This window comes from Natronospira proteinivora (assembly GCF_024170465.1).
GTDB classification, from domain to species: domain Bacteria; phylum Pseudomonadota; class Gammaproteobacteria; order Natronospirales; family Natronospiraceae; genus Natronospira; species Natronospira proteinivora.
On sequence record NZ_JALJYF010000002.1, the window covers coordinates 101,264 to 119,173 of the forward strand.

A 17,910-nucleotide genomic window follows, 5' to 3' on the forward strand; every position below is an offset into this window, starting at 1 on the left:
TCACTCGACTTCCGGTGAGACAAATGATGAGCAGCTCGGACCGAGAAAGGGCCCAGGGCTGTTTTTTCGGCCTACAAAGTTAATTATGCAGCCGCCAGACAAAAGTCCTGGCCGTGTCAATGCCCTAACAAGGCTTAGATTTATCTTTCAGGCGCGATCGAAAGAAAAGGAATGCTGTAAATATAATACCGCCGATTAGAACGCTGAAAAGCCAGATATTGATCGCCACATATTCTCCGGCTGTGACAGGCTCAGCAGTAGCACCCGGGAACCTCCCCCCGACAAAAAGCTGAACCAGGCCCTGGAACACCATATGAAAACCGATAGAGGCCCAAACAGAGCCTGCGACAATTCGCGCAAGGGCAAGCACAATGCCGAAACTGAGGAAAAGCACGACCCGGTCCCAGTTAATTGACCATTCAGGTGTTATACCAAAGATGCTCTGTAGCCCGATAAGTGAAAAAGCCATCCCCATGAACAGAAATGCCTGGATAATAACTGAAGCCCAAAGTCTGAAACCCACTGCGAGCGAATTCAGCACCAGCTTTCGAAAGACGAACTCCTCGGGTATCGCTTCAGCGATCAGCACTATGATCATATGAACCAGCAGAGCGGACAGGCCAGCTGCCGTCAAAGGGCTCAAGATTAATTGGTAATCGCCAATCAAGACACCAAAACTGAGCCCCAATACGGCCAAAACGCCACATGAGCCTGCACCGACAAGAAACGCAATGACTGGTCGCCCCTTCCACCCTACCCGGGAATCGGAAAGGTAATCGGGTTTCCAAAGCAAGACCACCGCTACCAACGCCAGACCTGACAGCGCGAAACTCACAGCGCGGACGAGCATTGGTGCATCCATAAAGTCTGTAGCGACCAAGACGCAAAAGAATATGACTGAAAAAACCGCTGTGACCCCGACAGCAAATACCAGAGAGGCCAACTTGCTTTTCTCGTATAGAGAGTCTGTATGATTATTTGCGATCATAATATCAATCAACTATGCCGCCTTCCGGACCAAAGAAGAAGACCCATGTAGCAAAGTCATCAGTGAAATTTTCAAATCGATGCTCGGCGCCCGCGGGAACAAACAGCACTTCACCCGCCTCGAATGGCTGCTTGTCGGCACCATTGATAAATTGGCCCGAACCGGAAATTATCACATAGACCTCATCCCTTGCGTGAGGCTTCTGATAATCCACACCATCTGGCTTATAGATCTCAACCTGAAGGGTTCCGTGCCGAAAAACCTCAGCAAATGGCATGTCCTTGTTGTCTGAAATCATTCCCAGAGCATTCGACCGAGTGAGTCGTTTTGTCATATACCCTCCGTGTGAATTCAATATGGGCAATAGCAAATAACCCCGTCTACCAACAACGTTTCGCTCTATTCTGAGAACGCGCCATGGTAGACCACCTCTCCCTGGGGAACTCTGGAATCGAAGGGCAAGGCCTGGAAATACTCTTTTGGCGCACTCGAAAATACCAAGCCATCAAAAGCCCTAAACCCAAATCGACAAGCACGCTTGGATTATGGCAATAACCGGAACAACAAGCTGGCGTCACATTATCAAGCACTGTCACCCTCAACATGCTTCTTGAAATTCAGCAGAATGCTTTGCCAACCATCTCGTTGTTGCTCTGCCGACATCTCATCTTCTGCCTCGAATGTCTCTACCACTTGAACATTGTCTCCAATCTCATGGAAGGAGACCTTAACAACCCTCTCATCACCAAGCGTGAATTCAATGCGATAAGGGCTATCGATAGCAGTGAATTCGCCTTCAAAATCGAATCCCATTGATCCATCCTTAGATTCCATTCGGTAGTTGAATTTCCCACCGACCTTCAGGTCCAGGGTAGCGTCAGGACAGCACCAATCATCTGATGCAAAATTCCAACACTTGATCTCCTCCGGCGTCGTCCATGCCTGCCAAACTCGTTCGATCGGCGCATTGACGGTAGTTTCGATCGATATTTCCATAATTACTCCTTGCGTGAAGCGTAAAACCATTAAAAACAAAATCCACCAATGCCGCTGAGGAATAGACAAAGATGGTGCCTATCACTCCTCCGTTTCCCCGTTCGTCGAATGAAAGAGCTGCCATTCGACAGGAATTTTTGGGCATTTAAAACCAGTCGGAACTGGCACCGAGGTCAACTCTCCATTCCATCACGCGACGCCTTGTACTGCCCTCCTTCCTTCAGCCGACTGGCATTCAGGCGATAACTGGAAATGTAGTAAGGTATTTTCCCCGGATTCTGCTCTGCTCTGACCGGACCACACTGGGTCGAGATCGGAATCACACCGGTCCAGACATCCTTCGGATCGCCGGGTTCGGGACTCCCAGCCGGACCCGAACGTTGCTTGACCGAAAAAGTTTCAATGGGAAGCCTAAGCACCGTGGTGGCCGCCGCTTCCTTGCGGTTGGCGGGCCGGGCTTCCTGGGAGCGGCCCGGTATCATGAAGTCAACCAGGTGATCGAAGGCCCGGGCCTTCTCTGCCGGATCCTCAATGGTCCTTGCCTGGCCAAAAATGACGGCGGAACGATAGTTGGCCGAATGATCAAAGACCGAGGCCGCCAGTACCAGTCCATCCAAGTGCGTCACGGTGACGCAGACCGAGATGCCCGTGGACAGCTCACGCAACAGTCTTGAGGCAACCGATCCGTGCAGCAACAAGTCCCGCCCCTCACGGGCATACAACATGGGAATGACCACCGGTGCTTTGTCCTGCACGAATCCCACATGGCAAACGATCCCATCATCGAGGACGCCCCGGACCGCCTCGAAATCGTATTTTCCTCGGTTACGTTTCCTTTGCACGATATGCCCTTCCGTCATGGGACCTCCTTAAATGTTGTGTCATCAGAGCAGTTAAGCCGCTAGACTAGCCACAAAGCGGTTTCATCCATAGATCCAATCTGTTGATTCTGATAGGTCCAAACATGTTTATTCGGCTTGATGGTGAAGGCCCGATCTATCGCCAAATCTATCGCCAAGTACGGGACGCCATCCTTGCCGGGCAACTGCCGCCGGGCAGCCGGCTGCCTGCCACCCGACCGCTGGCTAGGAAGCTGGGTGTGGCAAGAATCACGGTGATACAAGCGTACGAGCAGCTCGACGCCGAAGGCTATCTGGATTCGCGTCGCGGTGCCGGCACCCGGGTAGCGGCAGCCCTGGAAGGACTGTTGGAGGCGCGATTCACCGGGCACGATGCACCAATACCTCGCTTGTCCAGCCTGGCTCGCTACGCAGCCGATAACCGCCCAGGCAGACCTGTCGGTCGGAACACCCCGATACTGGACTGGGATTTCCAGTATGGCCGGCCGGCAGTGAGCCGGGAAATGCTGTCAGACTGGCGTCGTTCCCTGCGACAGGCGGCAATCTCCCCGCGCATCGGCTACCCGGATCCCATGGGCGAACCGGATCTGCGGGAAAGCCTGGCCGCACACCTGCGCGAACATCGAGGCCTGTTGGCCGATCCAGCTCGGATCATGGTGGTGAGTGGCACCCAGCAAGCCTTGGACCTGATCGGCCGCTGTATTCTGAACCCGGGTGACGGAGTGGTACTGGAAGAACCGCAATATCAGGGAACGCGTCACGCCTTCAGCGCCATCGGCGCCCGCCTGTTGGGCCTACCGGTGGATGGCGATGGCTTGCGTACCGCGACCCTGCCCGATGACCCCGGCCACTACGAAGCACCGATTAAGCTGGCCTGTGTGACACCCTCGCACCAGTTCCCTCTGGGCGGCGTCCTGCCGGTATCCAGACGCTTGGCATTACTGCAATGGGCGTCTCGACAGGATGCCTGGATCATCGAGGATGACTACGACAGCGACTACCGCCATGAAGGCGGGACTCTCCAGTCACTGTACAGTCTCGACCGTAGCCGCCGGGTGATCTACATCGGCACTTTCTCCAAGGTCTTGTTTCCCGGCCTGCGCCTGGGCTACCTGGTCCTGCCCAGCACTTGGGTAGAACCCATGCGGCAACTGAAATGGCTCAATGATCGCGGCAGCCCTGCCCTGGAACAGCGGGCGCTGGCCGAGCTGTTCCGCAGCGGTGCCTTTCGCCGTCACCTGGAACGCAACGCCCGTCAGCTTTCTGAACGCCGCGAAGCCCTGGTGGCCGCACTACGGGAGCACTTTGGGCAGGCAGTGGAAATCCTTGGCGCCCGGGCCGGTATGCACCTGGTGGCCCGCTGGCCGGACCATCCTCCCGAACAGAGCACTGCACTGATCCAGACCGCCGCAAAACACGGCATCGGCATCTACGCCACCAGCCCCTACTATCTGCACAGCCACCCCACCAGTCTGGAACTGTTACTAGGCTATGCCACCCTGGAACCGGAGCAGATTCGTGAAGGCATAAAGCGCTTGAAAAAACTTTGGTCGGTTTTGCACTGATCCTATTGACCGGCCACCCATGCCTTTTCACTCAGAAATCCATGGTCGCTCTCAACGTAACTTGACGCGGGGAGTTATAGGCGAACGCGCTATCCCCCCTGACCTCCCAGGAAAAATCGTCAAATGCATTGCTTAGTCGCAAACGCAGAAAGCCGCTCTTGTCATTCCACCGGAAACGGTAACGTGCCCCTAGATTGACGACCGTCGTGCCAGAGACCTTCAGGGTATTCTCCAGGTTAGCCATACGCCGTCCTGAGTACTCAGCGGAAACATCCAATGAAAGAGCCGGTAAGGAACGCAAACGGTAGTTCAAGTCGGCGATGACCTGGTGGCGCGCAGTCCCCACAGGACGTTCGCCGATGGTCTCCGCTTCAAAGGTATCTGTGGTTACTACGGGGTCCATGAGGGTCGCCCCTGTGACCAGAGTCAACCCTGGCAACGGCTCGCCGGAAAGTGACAGCTCTACCCCTTCATGTCGCTGCTTGCCAAGTTGCCTGAAGATATCCTCGGCATCCATGGCGAAATAGGGCTTGTCAATCTGAAACACACCGGCAATCAACTGCAGCCCCCTCTCCGTCTGCCAATGTAAGCCAAAGTCGGTTTGTTCGGTACGCAGGGCCGGTGGCGCCTCGTCCCGATTGGCTGCGACCTCCGGTGCAACCGGGCTCTCTTCCAAGCCCCGGGAATAGTTGGCATACAGCGCCAGAGAAGAATCGATTTCCAGGATGCCGCTGGCATTATAGAGCCAAGGCGTTTCTATCGATGACGGCAATGCACCTTCCGGTGGTACCACCTGTTTGCGATAATCAGCCCGTTGTAGGCCAACACTGACTTCCGCCACCCCGGGCCAGTGCCCCTGGTACGCCACACCGGCAGTCCACTGTTGAACCTCATCAAGCGTCTGATCACCAAATTGGAGCTGAGGCTCCGGAACGGGCGCCTCACTGCCGATCTGCCCTGGGCCCAGATTGACTTGATCGGATCCGCCGTACCGACGAGATTGTTCGCGGCCACGAAGTGACAGATGCAGTTGGTGATTGGCATCAGCCGCTTCAAATCCGCGCGACAAGCGAATCTCCCCGGATGTAGAGCCGAAGCGCTGAGACGGGTTGGCGATTACCGTCCTTTCAGCGCGACCTTCGGAGTCAGTCTCCCGGAACTGAACGGAGAAGCTTCTCAGTGGCTTTTCAATGGAACGAAACAGGCCGCTTCGCAATGTCCAGCGACCTACAGAAGCGCCCGCCAGCACGCCGTAATTGGCGCGGGTTCTGTCGGTCGTTGCCCAGCGTTGACTGGCATAACGATGCCGGGAAATTTCCGGCGGAAGATGGTCGTCATCCACGTGGATTGTCAGGCTGACATCCATATCCCGGGTATCGGTATAACTCCAGAAAGGCATCACTTCCACCCCTTCCGCAGGTTGCCAATGGGGAATGACCGCGATCGATGTCACAGAGGAATCTCCCCCTTCGGAATAACGGTGTTCATACTGGCCTATACCAAGACCGACATTCAGCCTGTCATCCTCAAGGGGAAGTTGGGCATCCAGCTCAATCTGCCGCCCTCCATTGCTGTTGACCTGGGGCGCTATGCGAAAATCAGGCTGTTGTTCCGGGGTCCGGATCCTCACGTCGGCGATACCAGTCGGTGCAGAAAAGGGATCAGCAAGCGTCGTCGGCCCCACGCGAATGGTCGTTCCACTGACCAGTCGCCCAGTAAAGGCAGAAAGCTGATCGAAATAGAGGCCGCCAACACGTACATTGCCCGCATCCACGGGACTGAATCCTCGTACATTGCCAGCCTGATAGAGGCCGATGCTTTCACCGCCAATGCTAGTCCCAAAGGCGTCCCCGGCAGTTGTCACGGGGTTTTCTTCAGCAGGGTCCGACTGACCTGCCTGCACCGAATCAGAAAAGGAAACGAGGTGAACAACAAATAGAACAGCGAATATCTGACGCATGACACGAGCCCTTATTGCTATATTAATTTCTCGCCAGGCGAGGCGGCCCGATCAGGCTATGAAGATAGCTGTTCATGCACCAATGAGGAGGGATTCATACATGGGAATGAAAAAAATGGTTTCCGATACCCAGCTACAGGCCCTGGTCGCGGTGGCGGATGAAGGCAGCTTCACACGCGCGGCAAGCGTTCTGGCATTGAGCCAGTCCGCAATAAGCCATGCCGTTACGGCGCTTGAAGATTCCTTGGGAGTTCGTCTGTTGGAAAGGGATAACCAGGGAGTGAGATTGACAAAGCTTGGCGAAAGTATCGTCTCGAATGCACGGGAGAGCCTGCGGCAAAAGACCTTGATTTTTCAACAAGCTAAATCAGCACGGGATCTTCGGCAAGGGCTGGTACGTGTTGGCTCCTTCGGGCCAACCTCTTCTCGCCACCTCCTCCCGCCAGTGCTGGACCTCTTCACTCATCGTCACCCGGAGTTGGAGATCCAGATAATGGAAGGCAGTGATCAAGAGGTAGACCAATGGCTGCATGACAACCATATCGATGCCGGTTTTGTGACCCTGCCGACCAATCATGCAAACTATGTCCATATCGCGCGGGACGAACTATTGGTGATCCTGCCTGCTGATAGTGAATTGGCTCAGCAGGAAAAGGTTCACACCAATCGCCTTTCAGAACACGCTTTCATTATGTCGACGGGGGGATGCGAACCCGAGATTGAGGCATTGGTAGCCAAAGGGTGTCTGGACGTGCAATACCGTATCCGAGAGGTTCAGACCATCATCGAGATGGTCGCCCGCGGAAGCGGCATCTCAATCAAGCCAGCCCTGTCTTTGCCTGACCCACTTCCAGAAGGTGTCATCGTTCGCCCTCTGACCCCTCGCTGCGAAAGAGAGGTTGGCCTTGCCCAAACCGCATCTGGCGGCGAATCGCCAGCCATCAATGCCTTCTTTCGAACCGTTTCAGCCGTCGCCAAAACGCGAGCGAAAGCCTGGGGACGCGCCGGATAAAGAGACACCATGCGACCCTGGGAGGCGACACAAATGCCAAAATCACGGTCAGGCACTCGAAAAGTGAGAGAGCCTGTCGAATACCTAGCTCATAGTTCGACTACTTGGCAGTGCTTCAATCCAGATCAAGGAGGCGTCATGAAATATTTATGCCTGTGCTACTACGACCAAGAAGCCTTGAACACACTGGAACCATCCCAGCAATCGGAAATCGGGGCCGCGTGCCAGCCGCACGATGTCGCCCTTCGCGACACTGGCAAACTCGTTCTGCAGGGATCACTATCGCTACCGAATACATGGACACACTTCATTCCGAAAGATGGGAAGCCGCAACAATTCAATGGGCCCTATTTGGAAGGAAAGGATCAAGCGGGCGCTTTCTTTCTTGTAGAAGCTGCTAGCGACGAAGAAGCTCGCCAAGTGGCTGCCAAACATGCAGCAGCAAACTACGGCGAACATATCGGATTCGCAGTGGAGGTCCGAGCATGCGAGTTATTCGAGTCGTATCAAGGCTCTTCCTAGCCATGGTTTCTACCCGGTGCCCCTTAGCTGTGTACAGCGGGGCACCACCCAAGCGGATGAGAGACATCATTTGGTGATGGTGCCGCGTAGAATCTTCTCCATGGCCTTGCCCTTGGCGAGCTCATCCACCAGCTTGTCCAGATAGCGGATCTTTTGCATCAGGGGATCTTCAACCTCTTCCACTCGGACCCCGCAAACCACACCCTTGATCAGCGAGGCATTGGGGTTCAAGGCCGGGGCCTGGGAAAAAAAGGTGTCGAAACTGTTTTCCGCCCCAATCTGCTTCTGCAGACCCGACTGGTCGTAGCCGGTCAGCCAGCAGATGACCTGATCCACTTCTTGCTGGGTGCGTCCTTTTTTCTCTGCCTTTTGCACATACATGGGATAGACCTTGGCAAAGGCCATATCGAATATGGGATGTCTGGACATCGTCATTCCTCCTGCGAAGCGCATAGGGACCGTCTTGGTGATCGTAGACGGATTCTGGTCCAACTTGAAGCTTAATACTGGCTGGATAAACATGGAAACATGGCCTAACCTTCCCTTATCCTCTGGTAGCAGCGATTGGCATTGCCGCTTGAAACGCGGCGGGGGGCCCGATGGGTGGCGCGGTTGAAGGTATCTGTGCCCTGGCGCCGGGGCGGGCCAGCATTGAGGTGCTGGAAGCCCAGCGCCAGGCTACGCCACTGGCGCTGAATATGGTGGAGAGCGCCGGGCCACCCGGCCATGTGCCTGCCCCGCCTTTGCCGCAGCTGGTGATCAGCGTGGCCCTGCACCATTCCTTTCATTACCGCTGTGATTTGGGGGCCGGGCCCTTCTCGGGCCAGGGCATCCCCCTGGATTTTGTCCTGGTGCGACCGAACTCGCCCACTTGGTGCCAGATTGACGAATGGCATCGGCTGCGCTTTCTCGGTATGCCCCTGAGTCTGGCCCGGACCCTGCTGGGCCGGAATCATGATGATCCCCTTGATTTCGGCCGCCTCCATCGGCAGCAAAACCGGGATGCCTTCATCGCCCAGGCCCTTGAGGCCATCTGGCAGGAACTGGGGCAAGGTGATGACACTTCCCGGCTGTTTCTTGAAACCACCATCGCCAGCCTCCTGGCCCGGCTGGAAAGGCTCGCGGCCCGTCAAACAACACCTGTTCCTAACCACGGCGGCTTGACGGCTTGGCAGTCCAAGCAGGTTATGGATTACATGCGGGCCCATCTGGATCGACCGCTCTCGCTTCGGGAACTGGCGGGGGTGGTGAATCTGTCGCCCTGGCATTTCGCCCGCACTTTTCGAGAAAGCCATGGCCTGCCGCCCCACCGTTGCCTGACTCACCTACGCCTGGAAATGGCGCGGGAGCTGTTAAGTCAGAGCCAACAATCCGTGACCGAGATCGCCAATGCCGTCGGCTACTCCTCCCAGCATCTGGCCCGCCACTTCCGACGCCACCTGCGCTGCTCACCCAGCGAATACCGTCGCCAACACCGACACTAAACCGCCGACCCGCACCGCAAAACCGATTCAGCCAGCGCAAGATTGAACAAGCGCCAATGGCCACACCGGGCCTAGACTCCCGGAGTTGTCCATCAAGGGAAGGAGGTTGTCATGCCAAAGATGATTAAGGAATTGTTGATTATACTCATCATGAGCGGCACGGCGTTGGCGCTGCCGCTACAGGCGGGAGAACGGCAAGTGGAAGATGCTGAGGCGCTCGGTGAGGTACATTTCCAGCCCGCTTGCCGGGAAGACTCGGCCGAGACTTTTGATCAGGGCCTGGCCCTGAAACACCACATGATGTATCAGCAGGCCCGCAGTACCTTCAGGGACTTGGCCGAAGACGATCCGGACTGTGCCATGGCCCACTGGGGGGAAGCGGCGACCTGGTTTCAGCCATTGTGGCCGGAGCGCCCGGATGAGGCGGCCCTGTCCGCGGGCCGCGAGGCCATCGATCGGGCCCGGGAGGCCGGACCGGGCAGTGAGCGGGAAGCGGCGTTGATCGAAGCGGTCGCCGCCTTCTTCTCACCCGAAGAGAAGAGCTATGGGGAGCGCATCAGGGCCTGGGCCGAAGGCATGGAGGCCGCCTATGCCGAGCATTCCCAGGACCTGGATGTGGCCGCCCTGTACAGCCTGTCACGCCTGGCCCTGGCCATGGGCGAGGAGAGCGAGGAACGCCATCGCCTGCATGATGAAGCCGAGGCTATCCTGGCTGATATCTGGGCCGAGGAGAAACACCATCCCGGTGCCATCCATTACGCCATCCATGCCACCGATGTGGATGGGCGGGCCGAGAATGCCCTGGAGATGATGGAGGCCTATTCCGACATCGCCCCCAGCGTGCCTCATGCCCTGCATATGCCTTCGCATATCTATGTCCGCCTGGGCGAGTGGGACGAGGTCATCGAATGGAACCGCCGCTCAGCGGATGCCGCCCGGGAACATTCAGTCAACGGGGGCATTTCCTTTCATTACATTCATGCCCTGGACTACCTGGTCTACGGCTATATGCAGCAAGGCGAGGTGGACAAGGCCCAAGCCGTCAAAGAAGAGGCTCGGGAAGTGGAACGCCACCAGCCCGGTTTCGTCTCCGCCTTTCATGCCGCGGCCATCCCGGCCCGTATAGCCGTGGAACAGAGAGACTGGGAAGCGGCCAAGGCCATCACACCCCGGGAACCGGATTACCTCCCCTGGGATGACAGCTACTGGTCCGAGGGCCTGAGCTGGTACGCCCGGGGCCTGGGTGGCGTTCACAGCGGCGAGCTTGAAGTGGCCGCCGAAGCCGAATCCCAACTCGCAACCCTGCGCGATGAAGCTGAAGCCGCCGGCGAGGAACGCTTTGCCACCTACATCGAGGTGGACCGAAAGATTCTGGCCGCTTGGCTGGAACATGAACAAGGCCAGGCCGAAACCGCAGTAGATCTGATGGAAGCGGCCGCCGAACTGGAAGCCACCGTGGAGAAGGACCCGGTCACCCCGGGGGCCCTCTACCCGCCCAACGAAGCCCTGGGGGACCTGCTGTTGGCAATGGATCGGCCCCGGCAGGCCCTGAATGCCTACCAGGCCTCCGAAGACATCTGGCCCGGGCGGCGCAATACCCGGGCCGGAATGGAAGAAGCACAAGAGGCATTTGCCCGCCGCTAAGACGCTCGGTGCATCACCCGGCAACACGCGCCGGGTGATGCACCCTCTCGTTTCACATCGACACCCTGCTTATAAGCCCCATTTCCCCATCAAGACTTGACTTACAAATAGGAATGATTATCATTCCCACTCATTCGCCCAAGCCAACCCGGGACCCTTCCCGTGCGGCCAGCCAGGGTGTGAGCACGCGGCGATCGCCGCCCCACTCCACACCGAACATGCTGGCTGAACCATGGCGAAATACCCTCTCAATCCAAGGACGCTGGTCTGCGTCACCCCTTTGCTTGTCGGCCTGGCCATGCCCCTTAGCAGCGGGGCGGAAACCAAAGACGACGCCGCACTGACCCCTTTCAAGCTGGATGAAATCACCGTCACCAGCACCCGCACGCCGCGCATCATGCGCGAAGTGCCCATCCGCACGGACATCGTCGACCGCGAGACCCTGGATCGCCAGATGAGCCGGGACCTGGCCGATGCCCTGCGGCTGCTGCCCGGGGTGCGTCTTACCGAGATTCACGGCAAACAAGGCGAGGCGGTCTCCATTCAGGGCCTGGATGGGGACCGGGTGCTGGTGCTGGTGGATGGATTCCCGGCTGCCGCCTCCACCGGCAGCACGGTGGACGTCACCCAGATCGCGGTGGCGGATATTGAAAGGATCGAAGTAATCCGGGGGGCGCAATCGGCCCTGTATGGCTCGGAAGCCATGGGCGGGGTCATCAATGTGATCACCCGCCACCCCACCCATAACCGGGCGCGACTCGAAGCCCGCGCCGGCAGTCGAGGCAGCGTGGGCGAAGATGATGCCCCTCATAGCGGCCAGCTTCAAGGCAATGTCACGCTCGGCGGGCAGCGCCTGTCCGGGGAGCTCACCGGCGACTGGCGCCGGGACGACGGCTTTTCCATGGATCCATCAAGCTACGCCCAGGACCGCCACCAACTGGAGCATCGCAACCTTTCAGGCCGCTTCGATTGGGATCTCAACACCGGCACCACCCTTACCGCCCGACCGGCCCATTTCCATGAAGACAAGCGCCAACGTCTCGCGGTCAACCTGCCCGGTGGACGGGAAGGCCAGCGGATTCGCTACGAGACGGTGGATCAGCCCAGTCTGCAGACGGGTATCCAGAACCGAGGCATTGAAGGCGGATGGGGGCTGCGCAGTCATTGGTCCGATTTCGAGAACCAGGTGGATGAACGCCGCCCGGACGGCACGCTGATCAGCCGCCGGGAGTCACGCATTGAGTCCGGCCGGGTGGAAGGGCAATGGAACCGTTGGGTGGGAGATCAGCAGGAGTGGACCGTAGGTGGTCTGGTCCGCCAGCAACGGCTTTCGCAGCAAATCGACGGCACCGATGAAATCCCCCCCGGCACCCGCCACGACAATCAGGAGCTGTTTGCCCAAAGCAGCCTGTTTCTGAGTGAAAACCTGGAGCTATTGCCCGGCGTGCGGCTTCAGAACGACAGTGATTTCGGCGGATTCACCAGTCCCAGCTTCAACGTCCTCTGGGCCCGCCCGGGGGATCGCGGCCTGCTCAACCTGCGAACCGGGGTGGGCCGGGGCTACCGGGTACCCAACCTCAAGGAACGCTACTTCGCCTTCGACCAGAGCGACCGGGGCTACATGGTCATGGGCAATCCCGAGCTGTCGCCGGAACGTTCCACCAGTGTGCAGCTCGGTCTGGAATGGCTGCCCGATGCCCCCCGGGCGCCCCAGCTGGACATCAACCTCTACCACAACCGCATCCGCAATCTGATCGCCACCGAATTCAATCCGGCGCGCTCCGCCGAAGAAGGACTGCAGGTGTTTGATTACCAGAACGTGGGCCAGGCCTCGACTCGGGGCGTGGAGAGCAGCCTGCGCTGGTCGCCATGGGAGCGCTGGCAGCTGGCCTTCGGCTACACCTGGCTGGACGCCGAGGACGGGGAAACCGGTAATCGCTTGGTGCAGCGGCCCCGCCACCATGCCACCTCCGAAGTGAGCTATCACCATGGCGCCTTCCAAACCTCGCTGAGCGCGCGCTACCAGTCCCGTGTCTTCATCGACAGCGCCAATGAAGACAGCTCACCGGCCTGGACCCGCCTGCGCCTGCGGGCCCAGTGGACCACCGAGGCCCTGGCCACCCCACTGACGCTCTTGATGGGCGTGGACAACCTGCTCGACGACACCCGCGACTTCCAGGACCCCAGCGATATCCGCCCCGATGGGGGGCGGCATATCTTTTTGGGGCTGCGCCTGGACTGGCGTGATTTCTAAGCAAGCACCACAGCAACGGAGACAAGACCATGCGACAGACCAAAAGCCAACAGTCACTGATGAACAAACCGGGGAACCGTCTGGCCCTGTGCCTGACCCTGGCCTTGAGTGGATCGCTGGCCGGCTGCTTTAGCAGCAGCGACAGCGATTCACCCGGCAACGGCAGTGATAACGGCGACAACGATACCGAATACCAGGCCATCACCCTTGATGCCACTGACTCGGATCAATGGACCCACCTGAATCTGGACAATGGTGAGGTGGTAAGCGCCGAACAAGACTGGCATATCGCGGCCCGCCGCACCGACCTCAAGCTCAACGGCGGTGCCTCCGGCGAGGCGGATGTGGTGGGTGCTCTGATCCAGGCCCAGGAAGACTATTACGACGATGAGGGCAATCCCGATCCCAACATCTTCTTGAACCGACAGGCCGACGATGAACTGGACACCCTGCTGGCCGAGTTTGACGAACCCGATGACCAGGACTGGTACCGGGAGCATATTACCAACGCCTTCGATGACGACTGGTATCTCTACGACCCGGCCAGCGGCAACATGGAGGCCAACAGCAACCTCGGCTGGCTGGTACGTGGCCATGATGGCGAAAGCTACGCCGCCCTGGTGGTGGAGGATTTCCTCTTCCGCACCCGGGCCGGGGAAGGGGTTGAAGCCATCGAATTCGACCTCCGGGTCCAGCCGGCCGGGGCTTCCGGCTTTGAACAAACCTTCAGCCTGCGGGAAGACGATGGCATCATCCCCGCCAGCGGGGGCGTGGTCTGCTTCCACTTTGCCGACAACGGTGGAAGCAGCGACTGCAGCAGCGACGATTGGGACGTTCAACTGGGCTTTGAAGGACGCGACGTCTTTCTGCGCAGCAACAGCGGCCCCAGCGGACCCGGCCAGGGTGGCCTGTTCGGTCCCATGGATCGTGACGATCTGGATGAATACCAGGAAGCCACCTATACCCCGGGTGGACAAAGCATTGCCCATCACTACAGTGCTGACACCACCGGCGGGGTCTTCGCTGAACACAGCTGGTACGCCTACAACCTGGAAGGCCGTCACCAACTCTGGCCCAACTACCGCGTCTATCTCATCGACAGCGATGAAAACCAGGACGATGCCCCCCGCTATGCCCTGCAAGTCACCGACTACTACGACGACGCTGGCGAGTCCGGCCATGTAAGCCTGCGTTATCGGGAAGCACCCGGGGAAGATGAGTAAAGCAGGCAGGACCAATGAGCATGGATAACAAGGCATTGGCCTCGCAATTGCGCTGTCCCGGCGGCAGGAATGCCGTCGGGGTGGCCCAGGCCATGAATGAAGCCAATCAGGCCATCAATCGACGTTGCATTCGGGCCCTGTCGCCACAAGCCGGGGAACGGGTACTGGAAATCGGCCAGGGCAATGGGGCCTTTGCCGATTTCATTACTGGCTCGGCCCCGGGGGTGGATTACACCGGGGTCGACTGGTCACCCACCATGGTGGCCGAAGCCGCACGACTCAATCGCCACTTGTTAATGCATCATCGGGCGCGCTTTCTCCACGCCAGCGTACAGCAACTGCCCCTGGCCGATGGCCAGTTCGACAGCATCCTGAGCGTTCATTGTCTTTATTTCTGGGACCCTCTGAATCAGGCACTGGACGAAATTCGCCGTGTCATGGCACCGGGTGCCCGGCTCTGCCTGGCCTTCGGTGAACGGGCCTTCATGGAATCCCTTGCCTTTACCGCCCATGGTTTTAATCTGCCCGACCTGCAGGCCGTTTGTGATCAGCTGACCCGGCGGGGCTTGCAGATCCAGCGTGTGGATGATCATTGGGAAACCGGGCTGAGCAATAATGGCCAAATGGTGGAAAAACATAGCCATATCCTGCTGGCCCGAGTCTGATCATTGTCAGATCAATTGGAGGGCGCCCGGCCCGACCGGAGAGGGCCTTGCAGACCTTTTCCGGGCGAGCCTGGGCCACGTCATGGCAGGCGCCCTGTCACTCTCCCCAAGCCGCATTGCGACAAGCGGCGGGTTCGGTTTCAAGGCGTTCGCCCAGGGTTTCCCGGATGGCGGCGCTGGTGTTGTCGATTTCCCCTGACTGCCAGCGGGATTCCAGATCGAACATGGATCGCCAGATGGGGCCGTTGTCATCAGGCGTGACCCGAATCTGCTCACATTCCTGCTTCAAGCTATCCCAGGCGGCCACCACCGAATCCCAGAAGGCCTGGTTTTCCTGCCAGTAGTCGGCCGCCTGCTCAAAGGCCGCGGCATCGCTGTCCACGACACGATACTCATTCAGACCAATCTCGCGGACCAGGACCCTGTCACTGTCACTTGTCAGTTCAATCTTTCGGTTGTCCTGTTCATGCCACCAGCCGGTCTCGGTCACAGTGTGGCGATTGACCGCGCCCAGCACATCGTAGTCATCTCGGCTGGTGTGTTCCCGTCGCGGCAATGGCCGCCAGGTACGATGGCCGGTCCACTCCGAGAAGTTGGCGTGGTGTTCCCAATGACCCAGGCTTTCGTAGCGGGGACTGTCATCCACCTGGGTCACAGATTGCAGCCATTGGCCCCGAACGGCCTCCGGTGACAATGTCTCCCGTTCCCACTGACCGTTGCCTGCATATTCAAAGATGGCCTCCGGCTGGTAGATCCATTCCTGGCGCCAATGCTTGAGTGGTCGGTCGTGGTCTTCACCCACCATCAGAATATGCTGAAGGACGATGCGATCCGGCTCGTCCACAATCACCTTGACCCGTTCCAGACCGCTGGATTGCTGATCGTCCCGCAGCTCGTAATCGGCCAACAGGGGCAGCGATTCAAAGAAGTTGAAATGAACCCGGTAGTCACCGGTCATGGCCCGGATGGCCGAGCGATCCTGTTCCAGTGTCTGGATCTGCTGTTCATCGGATGACTGCCCCGTTGAGGCACAGCCTGTGATTGCCAGCCCCATCGCCGACAAGAAAATAACAGTCTCGCGTTGCATTCACTCTCTCCTGATATGACTTCATTCCGGCCGGGCGAAACGCACGGCCGATTCTGAATATGAGATTGGGAACGCCGGCTGGCTGGCCCCGGGCGGGGCATCTGGCTGGCTGTGGCGTATGGGTCAAAAGCACGCCTGGCTGGCTAGGGGCTGGCTTGGCGAGATCAAACACCATTCTAAATGAGAACAATTCTCGATTCCATAAAATAAACGCCACCCCAGCCGGAATGCTGGCGTCGGTGTTCACTCTGGATTCGGTCCAATCTTCCCAGTGACTCTACCAATGCGAATGATTCTCGTTTACATTGATACCCATCGCAAACATCGGTGAGGCGTCATGGCTCGTCCGTCGTACTGGACAGTGGAGGTTCGTGACCGGCCGCGGAGCGGGACGCAGGTCAGGCTGTACCAGGCGGCAGGCTACCGTCGTTACTGGGACGGCGAGATGGCCCGTTCCCTGTGCCGCAACTGCCGGCTGCGGCCGGGTGCCTGGAGCGTCCCCAAGCGAAAGGTCCATGCCCTGTTCCTGGCGGCAGCCCGAATCGCCTCACAACTGGAATCACAAAAGGAGTTACCCATGTCCCAACTAGCCATCGCCGCCGAAGACACCGAGTCATTACCCGACCGATCGCGTGAGCCCTGGCGGAGCCTGGCCCAGCGTCTGCGGGACCACGGGCTGATCCCCACCCGACCCCGGCTGCTGATTGCCGAGCGGGTTTATTCCGGGCCCAATCATTTCACCGCCGAGGACCTGTTCACTCATCTGCGATCCGGCCGTTGCCGCTGCGCCCGGGCCACCATCTACAACACCCTGTCGGAATTCGCCGAGCAAAAGCTGGTGCAGGTGCTTTACGTGGACAACGGTCCGGCCATCTACGACCGTACCACCGCCCCCCATGCTCATGTTTACAACATGGATACGGGGGAAATTCGGGACGCCGATCCCCAGGAATTCCATCTCACCGAACCCCGCCTGCCGGAGGGCATCATGCTGGAGGACATGCAGATCGTGCTTCGGGTCCGGGACAAGAACAAGGAGAAGGGGCATGTCTGAGGAGAGCAAGGAAGCGGAGCGCCCAGCGGGGCCATCTCCCAAATCGACGGATCGGCATCCACCCAGAAGAATCAACAGCGAATGGCTCTTGGGGCAAAGCCGGGAAGTGATCATCCGCCACCGGGGCCGGGAATATCACCTGCGCATGACTCGCAGTGGCAAGTTGATCCTCAATTAGCCCGCGTCATGGCGAGCCAGTTCCCAGGCTTGCACCAGCTTCTTGCGAGGACTGCCCCAGCAATAGCCGCCCAGCGCCCCGCTCTGCTGAATGACCCGGTGACAGGGGATCAGCAGGGCCACCGGATTGGCCCCCACGGCATTGCCCACCGCCCGGGAGGCTCCGGGCTTGCCCACCGCCTCGGCGATCTGCGAATAGCTGGCCAGGCGGCCCGGGGGGATGCGCAGCAAGCGCTTGCCCCGCGCCACCGTCAGGGCCTGTTCGATCCGCTTGAAATCCGACATGGCAGCCATACCGTTCAAAACCTGCAGTCAGCTTACTTCAAGCCCGGGCGGCAGCCGACCCGGATCTTGCGGTGTTGCCGAGCCAAACGATGATAAAGGGGGAATAAAGTCGCCATTTGTCGTGGCCGCCGCAC

Annotated in this window: 17 protein-coding genes and 1 pseudogene; 10 read left to right on the forward strand and 8 right to left on the reverse strand. The window is 58.7% G+C overall.

Annotation, left to right across the window (positions count from 1 at the left end):
* Positions 1 to 124: 124 nt before the first annotated feature.
* The 4 genes from J2T60_RS07775 to J2T60_RS07790 form a co-directional block, all read right to left on the reverse strand.
* Complete coding sequence (locus J2T60_RS07775) at positions 125 to 1,000, reverse strand: CPBP family intramembrane glutamic endopeptidase (protein WP_253447965.1); 876 nt, start codon at positions 998 to 1,000, stop codon at positions 125 to 127.
* On the reverse strand, positions 993 to 1,286 hold the full coding sequence (locus J2T60_RS07780) for a cupin domain-containing protein (protein WP_445376055.1): 294 nt from the start codon (positions 1,284 to 1,286) through the stop codon (positions 993 to 995). Before J2T60_RS07780 ends, J2T60_RS07775 begins: the two co-directional genes overlap by 8 nt.
* A gap of 284 nt (positions 1,287 to 1,570) precedes the next feature.
* A complete protein-coding gene (locus J2T60_RS07785; RefSeq protein ID WP_253447970.1) occupies positions 1,571 to 1,984 on the reverse strand; it encodes an SRPBCC family protein in 414 nt (137 codons plus the stop codon).
* Positions 1,985 to 2,157: 173 nt separating this feature from the next.
* On the reverse strand, positions 2,158 to 2,844 hold the full coding sequence (locus tag J2T60_RS07790; RefSeq protein ID WP_253447974.1) for a pyridoxamine 5'-phosphate oxidase family protein: 687 nt from the start codon (positions 2,842 to 2,844) through the stop codon (positions 2,158 to 2,160).
* Positions 2,845 to 2,948: 104 nt separating this feature from the next.
* Here J2T60_RS07790 and pdxR point away from each other — a divergent pair, with 104 nt between their 5' ends.
* Positions 2,949 to 4,409 (forward strand): MocR-like pyridoxine biosynthesis transcription factor PdxR, encoded by a 1,461-nt coding sequence (gene pdxR, locus J2T60_RS07795; RefSeq protein ID WP_253447977.1) that lies wholly within the window; start codon positions 2,949 to 2,951, stop codon positions 4,407 to 4,409.
* 31 nt (positions 4,410 to 4,440) lie between these two features.
* Here pdxR and J2T60_RS07800 read toward each other — a convergent pair whose 3' ends face one another.
* Positions 4,441 to 6,369, reverse strand: coding sequence for a TonB-dependent receptor domain-containing protein (locus J2T60_RS07800; RefSeq protein ID WP_253447980.1), 1,929 nt, complete (start codon positions 6,367 to 6,369; stop codon positions 4,441 to 4,443).
* A 100-nt stretch (positions 6,370 to 6,469) separates the two neighbouring features.
* Between J2T60_RS07800 and J2T60_RS07805 the strand changes: the two genes are divergently transcribed.
* A complete protein-coding gene (locus J2T60_RS07805; RefSeq protein ID WP_253447982.1) occupies positions 6,470 to 7,381 on the forward strand; it encodes a LysR family transcriptional regulator in 912 nt (303 codons plus the stop codon).
* A 138-nt stretch (positions 7,382 to 7,519) separates the two neighbouring features.
* Positions 7,520 to 7,903 carry a YciI family protein gene (locus J2T60_RS07810; protein ID WP_253447985.1) on the forward strand — a complete coding sequence of 128 codons (384 nt, stop codon included), beginning with the start codon at positions 7,520 to 7,522 and terminating at the stop codon, positions 7,901 to 7,903.
* A gap of 66 nt (positions 7,904 to 7,969) precedes the next feature.
* Here the strand turns inward: J2T60_RS07810 and J2T60_RS07815 are convergent, their stop codons facing one another.
* Entirely contained in the window at positions 7,970 to 8,332 is a 363-nt protein-coding gene (locus J2T60_RS07815) for a DUF2200 domain-containing protein (RefSeq protein WP_253447988.1), read from the reverse strand.
* A 170-nt stretch (positions 8,333 to 8,502) separates the two neighbouring features.
* Between J2T60_RS07815 and J2T60_RS07820 the strand changes: the two genes are divergently transcribed.
* The 5 genes from J2T60_RS07820 to J2T60_RS07840 all read left to right on the forward strand — a co-directional run bounded on the left by J2T60_RS07820 (position 8,503) and on the right by J2T60_RS07840 (position 15,173).
* Positions 8,503 to 9,387 (forward strand): AraC family transcriptional regulator, encoded by an 885-nt coding sequence (locus tag J2T60_RS07820; RefSeq protein ID WP_253447991.1) that lies wholly within the window; start codon positions 8,503 to 8,505, stop codon positions 9,385 to 9,387.
* A gap of 111 nt (positions 9,388 to 9,498) precedes the next feature.
* Positions 9,499 to 11,031, forward strand: a complete 1,533-nt coding sequence (locus J2T60_RS07825) for a tetratricopeptide repeat protein (RefSeq protein ID WP_253447993.1) — start codon at positions 9,499 to 9,501, stop codon at positions 11,029 to 11,031.
* Between the two features lie 232 nt (positions 11,032 to 11,263).
* The gene (locus J2T60_RS07830) at positions 11,264 to 13,285 is read left to right on the forward strand and encodes a TonB-dependent receptor plug domain-containing protein (protein ID WP_253447995.1); all 2,022 of its coding nucleotides are present in this window, start codon (positions 11,264 to 11,266) and stop codon (positions 13,283 to 13,285) included.
* 29 nt (positions 13,286 to 13,314) lie between these two features.
* Positions 13,315 to 14,508 carry an HmuY family protein gene (locus J2T60_RS07835; protein WP_253447998.1) on the forward strand — a complete coding sequence of 398 codons (1,194 nt, stop codon included), beginning with the start codon at positions 13,315 to 13,317 and terminating at the stop codon, positions 14,506 to 14,508.
* Positions 14,509 to 14,528: 20 nt separating this feature from the next.
* Positions 14,529 to 15,173: a class I SAM-dependent methyltransferase gene (locus J2T60_RS07840; protein WP_253448001.1), complete on the forward strand. Its 645-nt coding sequence runs from the start codon at positions 14,529 to 14,531 to the stop codon at positions 15,171 to 15,173.
* A 97-nt stretch (positions 15,174 to 15,270) separates the two neighbouring features.
* Here the strand turns inward: J2T60_RS07840 and J2T60_RS07845 are convergent, their stop codons facing one another.
* Positions 15,271 to 16,260: a DUF6607 family protein gene (locus J2T60_RS07845; protein ID WP_253448004.1), complete on the reverse strand. Its 990-nt coding sequence runs from the start codon at positions 16,258 to 16,260 to the stop codon at positions 15,271 to 15,273.
* A gap of 337 nt (positions 16,261 to 16,597) precedes the next feature.
* On the opposite strand from J2T60_RS07845, the gene J2T60_RS07850 reads away from it, so the two are divergent.
* Positions 16,598 to 17,314 (forward strand): Fur family transcriptional regulator, encoded by a 717-nt coding sequence (locus J2T60_RS07850; RefSeq protein WP_253448007.1) that lies wholly within the window; start codon positions 16,598 to 16,600, stop codon positions 17,312 to 17,314.
* Complete coding sequence (gene hemP / locus J2T60_RS07855; RefSeq protein ID WP_253448010.1) at positions 17,307 to 17,492, forward strand: hemin uptake protein HemP; 186 nt, start codon at positions 17,307 to 17,309, stop codon at positions 17,490 to 17,492. The genes J2T60_RS07850 and hemP overlap by 8 nt, the downstream gene beginning before the upstream one ends.
* On the opposite strand, the pseudogene J2T60_RS07860 reads toward hemP, so the two are convergent.
* Positions 17,489 to 17,740, reverse strand: a pseudogene (locus J2T60_RS07860) (methylated-DNA--[protein]-cysteine S-methyltransferase); the annotation flags it as partial. The gene hemP and the pseudogene J2T60_RS07860 sit on opposite strands and share 4 nt — an antisense overlap.
* Positions 17,741 to 17,910 lie beyond the last annotated feature (170 nt).

Coding starts and splice junctions, on each gene's coding strand:
- J2T60_RS07800 (WP_253447980.1), bottom strand. CDS start 6,369: ATGCGTCAGATATTCGCTGTTCTATTTGTTGTTCACCTCGTTTCCTTT.
- J2T60_RS07850 (WP_253448007.1), top strand. CDS start 16,598: ATGGCTCGTCCGTCGTACTGGACAGTGGAGGTTCGTGACCGGCCGCGG.
- J2T60_RS07840 (WP_253448001.1), top strand. CDS start 14,529: ATGGATAACAAGGCATTGGCCTCGCAATTGCGCTGTCCCGGCGGCAGG.
- J2T60_RS07825 (WP_253447993.1), top strand. CDS start 9,499: ATGCCAAAGATGATTAAGGAATTGTTGATTATACTCATCATGAGCGGC.
- J2T60_RS07780 (WP_445376055.1), bottom strand. CDS start 1,286: ATGATTTCAGACAACAAGGACATGCCATTTGCTGAGGTTTTTCGGCAC.
- pdxR (WP_253447977.1), top strand. CDS start 2,949: ATGTTTATTCGGCTTGATGGTGAAGGCCCGATCTATCGCCAAATCTAT.
- J2T60_RS07845 (WP_253448004.1), bottom strand. CDS start 16,260: ATGCAACGCGAGACTGTTATTTTCTTGTCGGCGATGGGGCTGGCAATC.
- J2T60_RS07790 (WP_253447974.1), bottom strand. CDS start 2,844: ATGACGGAAGGGCATATCGTGCAAAGGAAACGTAACCGAGGAAAATAC.
- J2T60_RS07805 (WP_253447982.1), top strand. CDS start 6,470: ATGGGAATGAAAAAAATGGTTTCCGATACCCAGCTACAGGCCCTGGTC.
- J2T60_RS07810 (WP_253447985.1), top strand. CDS start 7,520: ATGAAATATTTATGCCTGTGCTACTACGACCAAGAAGCCTTGAACACA.
- hemP (WP_253448010.1), top strand. CDS start 17,307: ATGTCTGAGGAGAGCAAGGAAGCGGAGCGCCCAGCGGGGCCATCTCCC.
- J2T60_RS07785 (WP_253447970.1), bottom strand. CDS start 1,984: ATGGAAATATCGATCGAAACTACCGTCAATGCGCCGATCGAACGAGTT.
- J2T60_RS07835 (WP_253447998.1), top strand. CDS start 13,315: ATGCGACAGACCAAAAGCCAACAGTCACTGATGAACAAACCGGGGAAC.
- J2T60_RS07830 (WP_253447995.1), top strand. CDS start 11,264: ATGGCGAAATACCCTCTCAATCCAAGGACGCTGGTCTGCGTCACCCCT.
- J2T60_RS07815 (WP_253447988.1), bottom strand. CDS start 8,332: ATGTCCAGACATCCCATATTCGATATGGCCTTTGCCAAGGTCTATCCC.
- J2T60_RS07820 (WP_253447991.1), top strand. CDS start 8,503: ATGGGTGGCGCGGTTGAAGGTATCTGTGCCCTGGCGCCGGGGCGGGCC.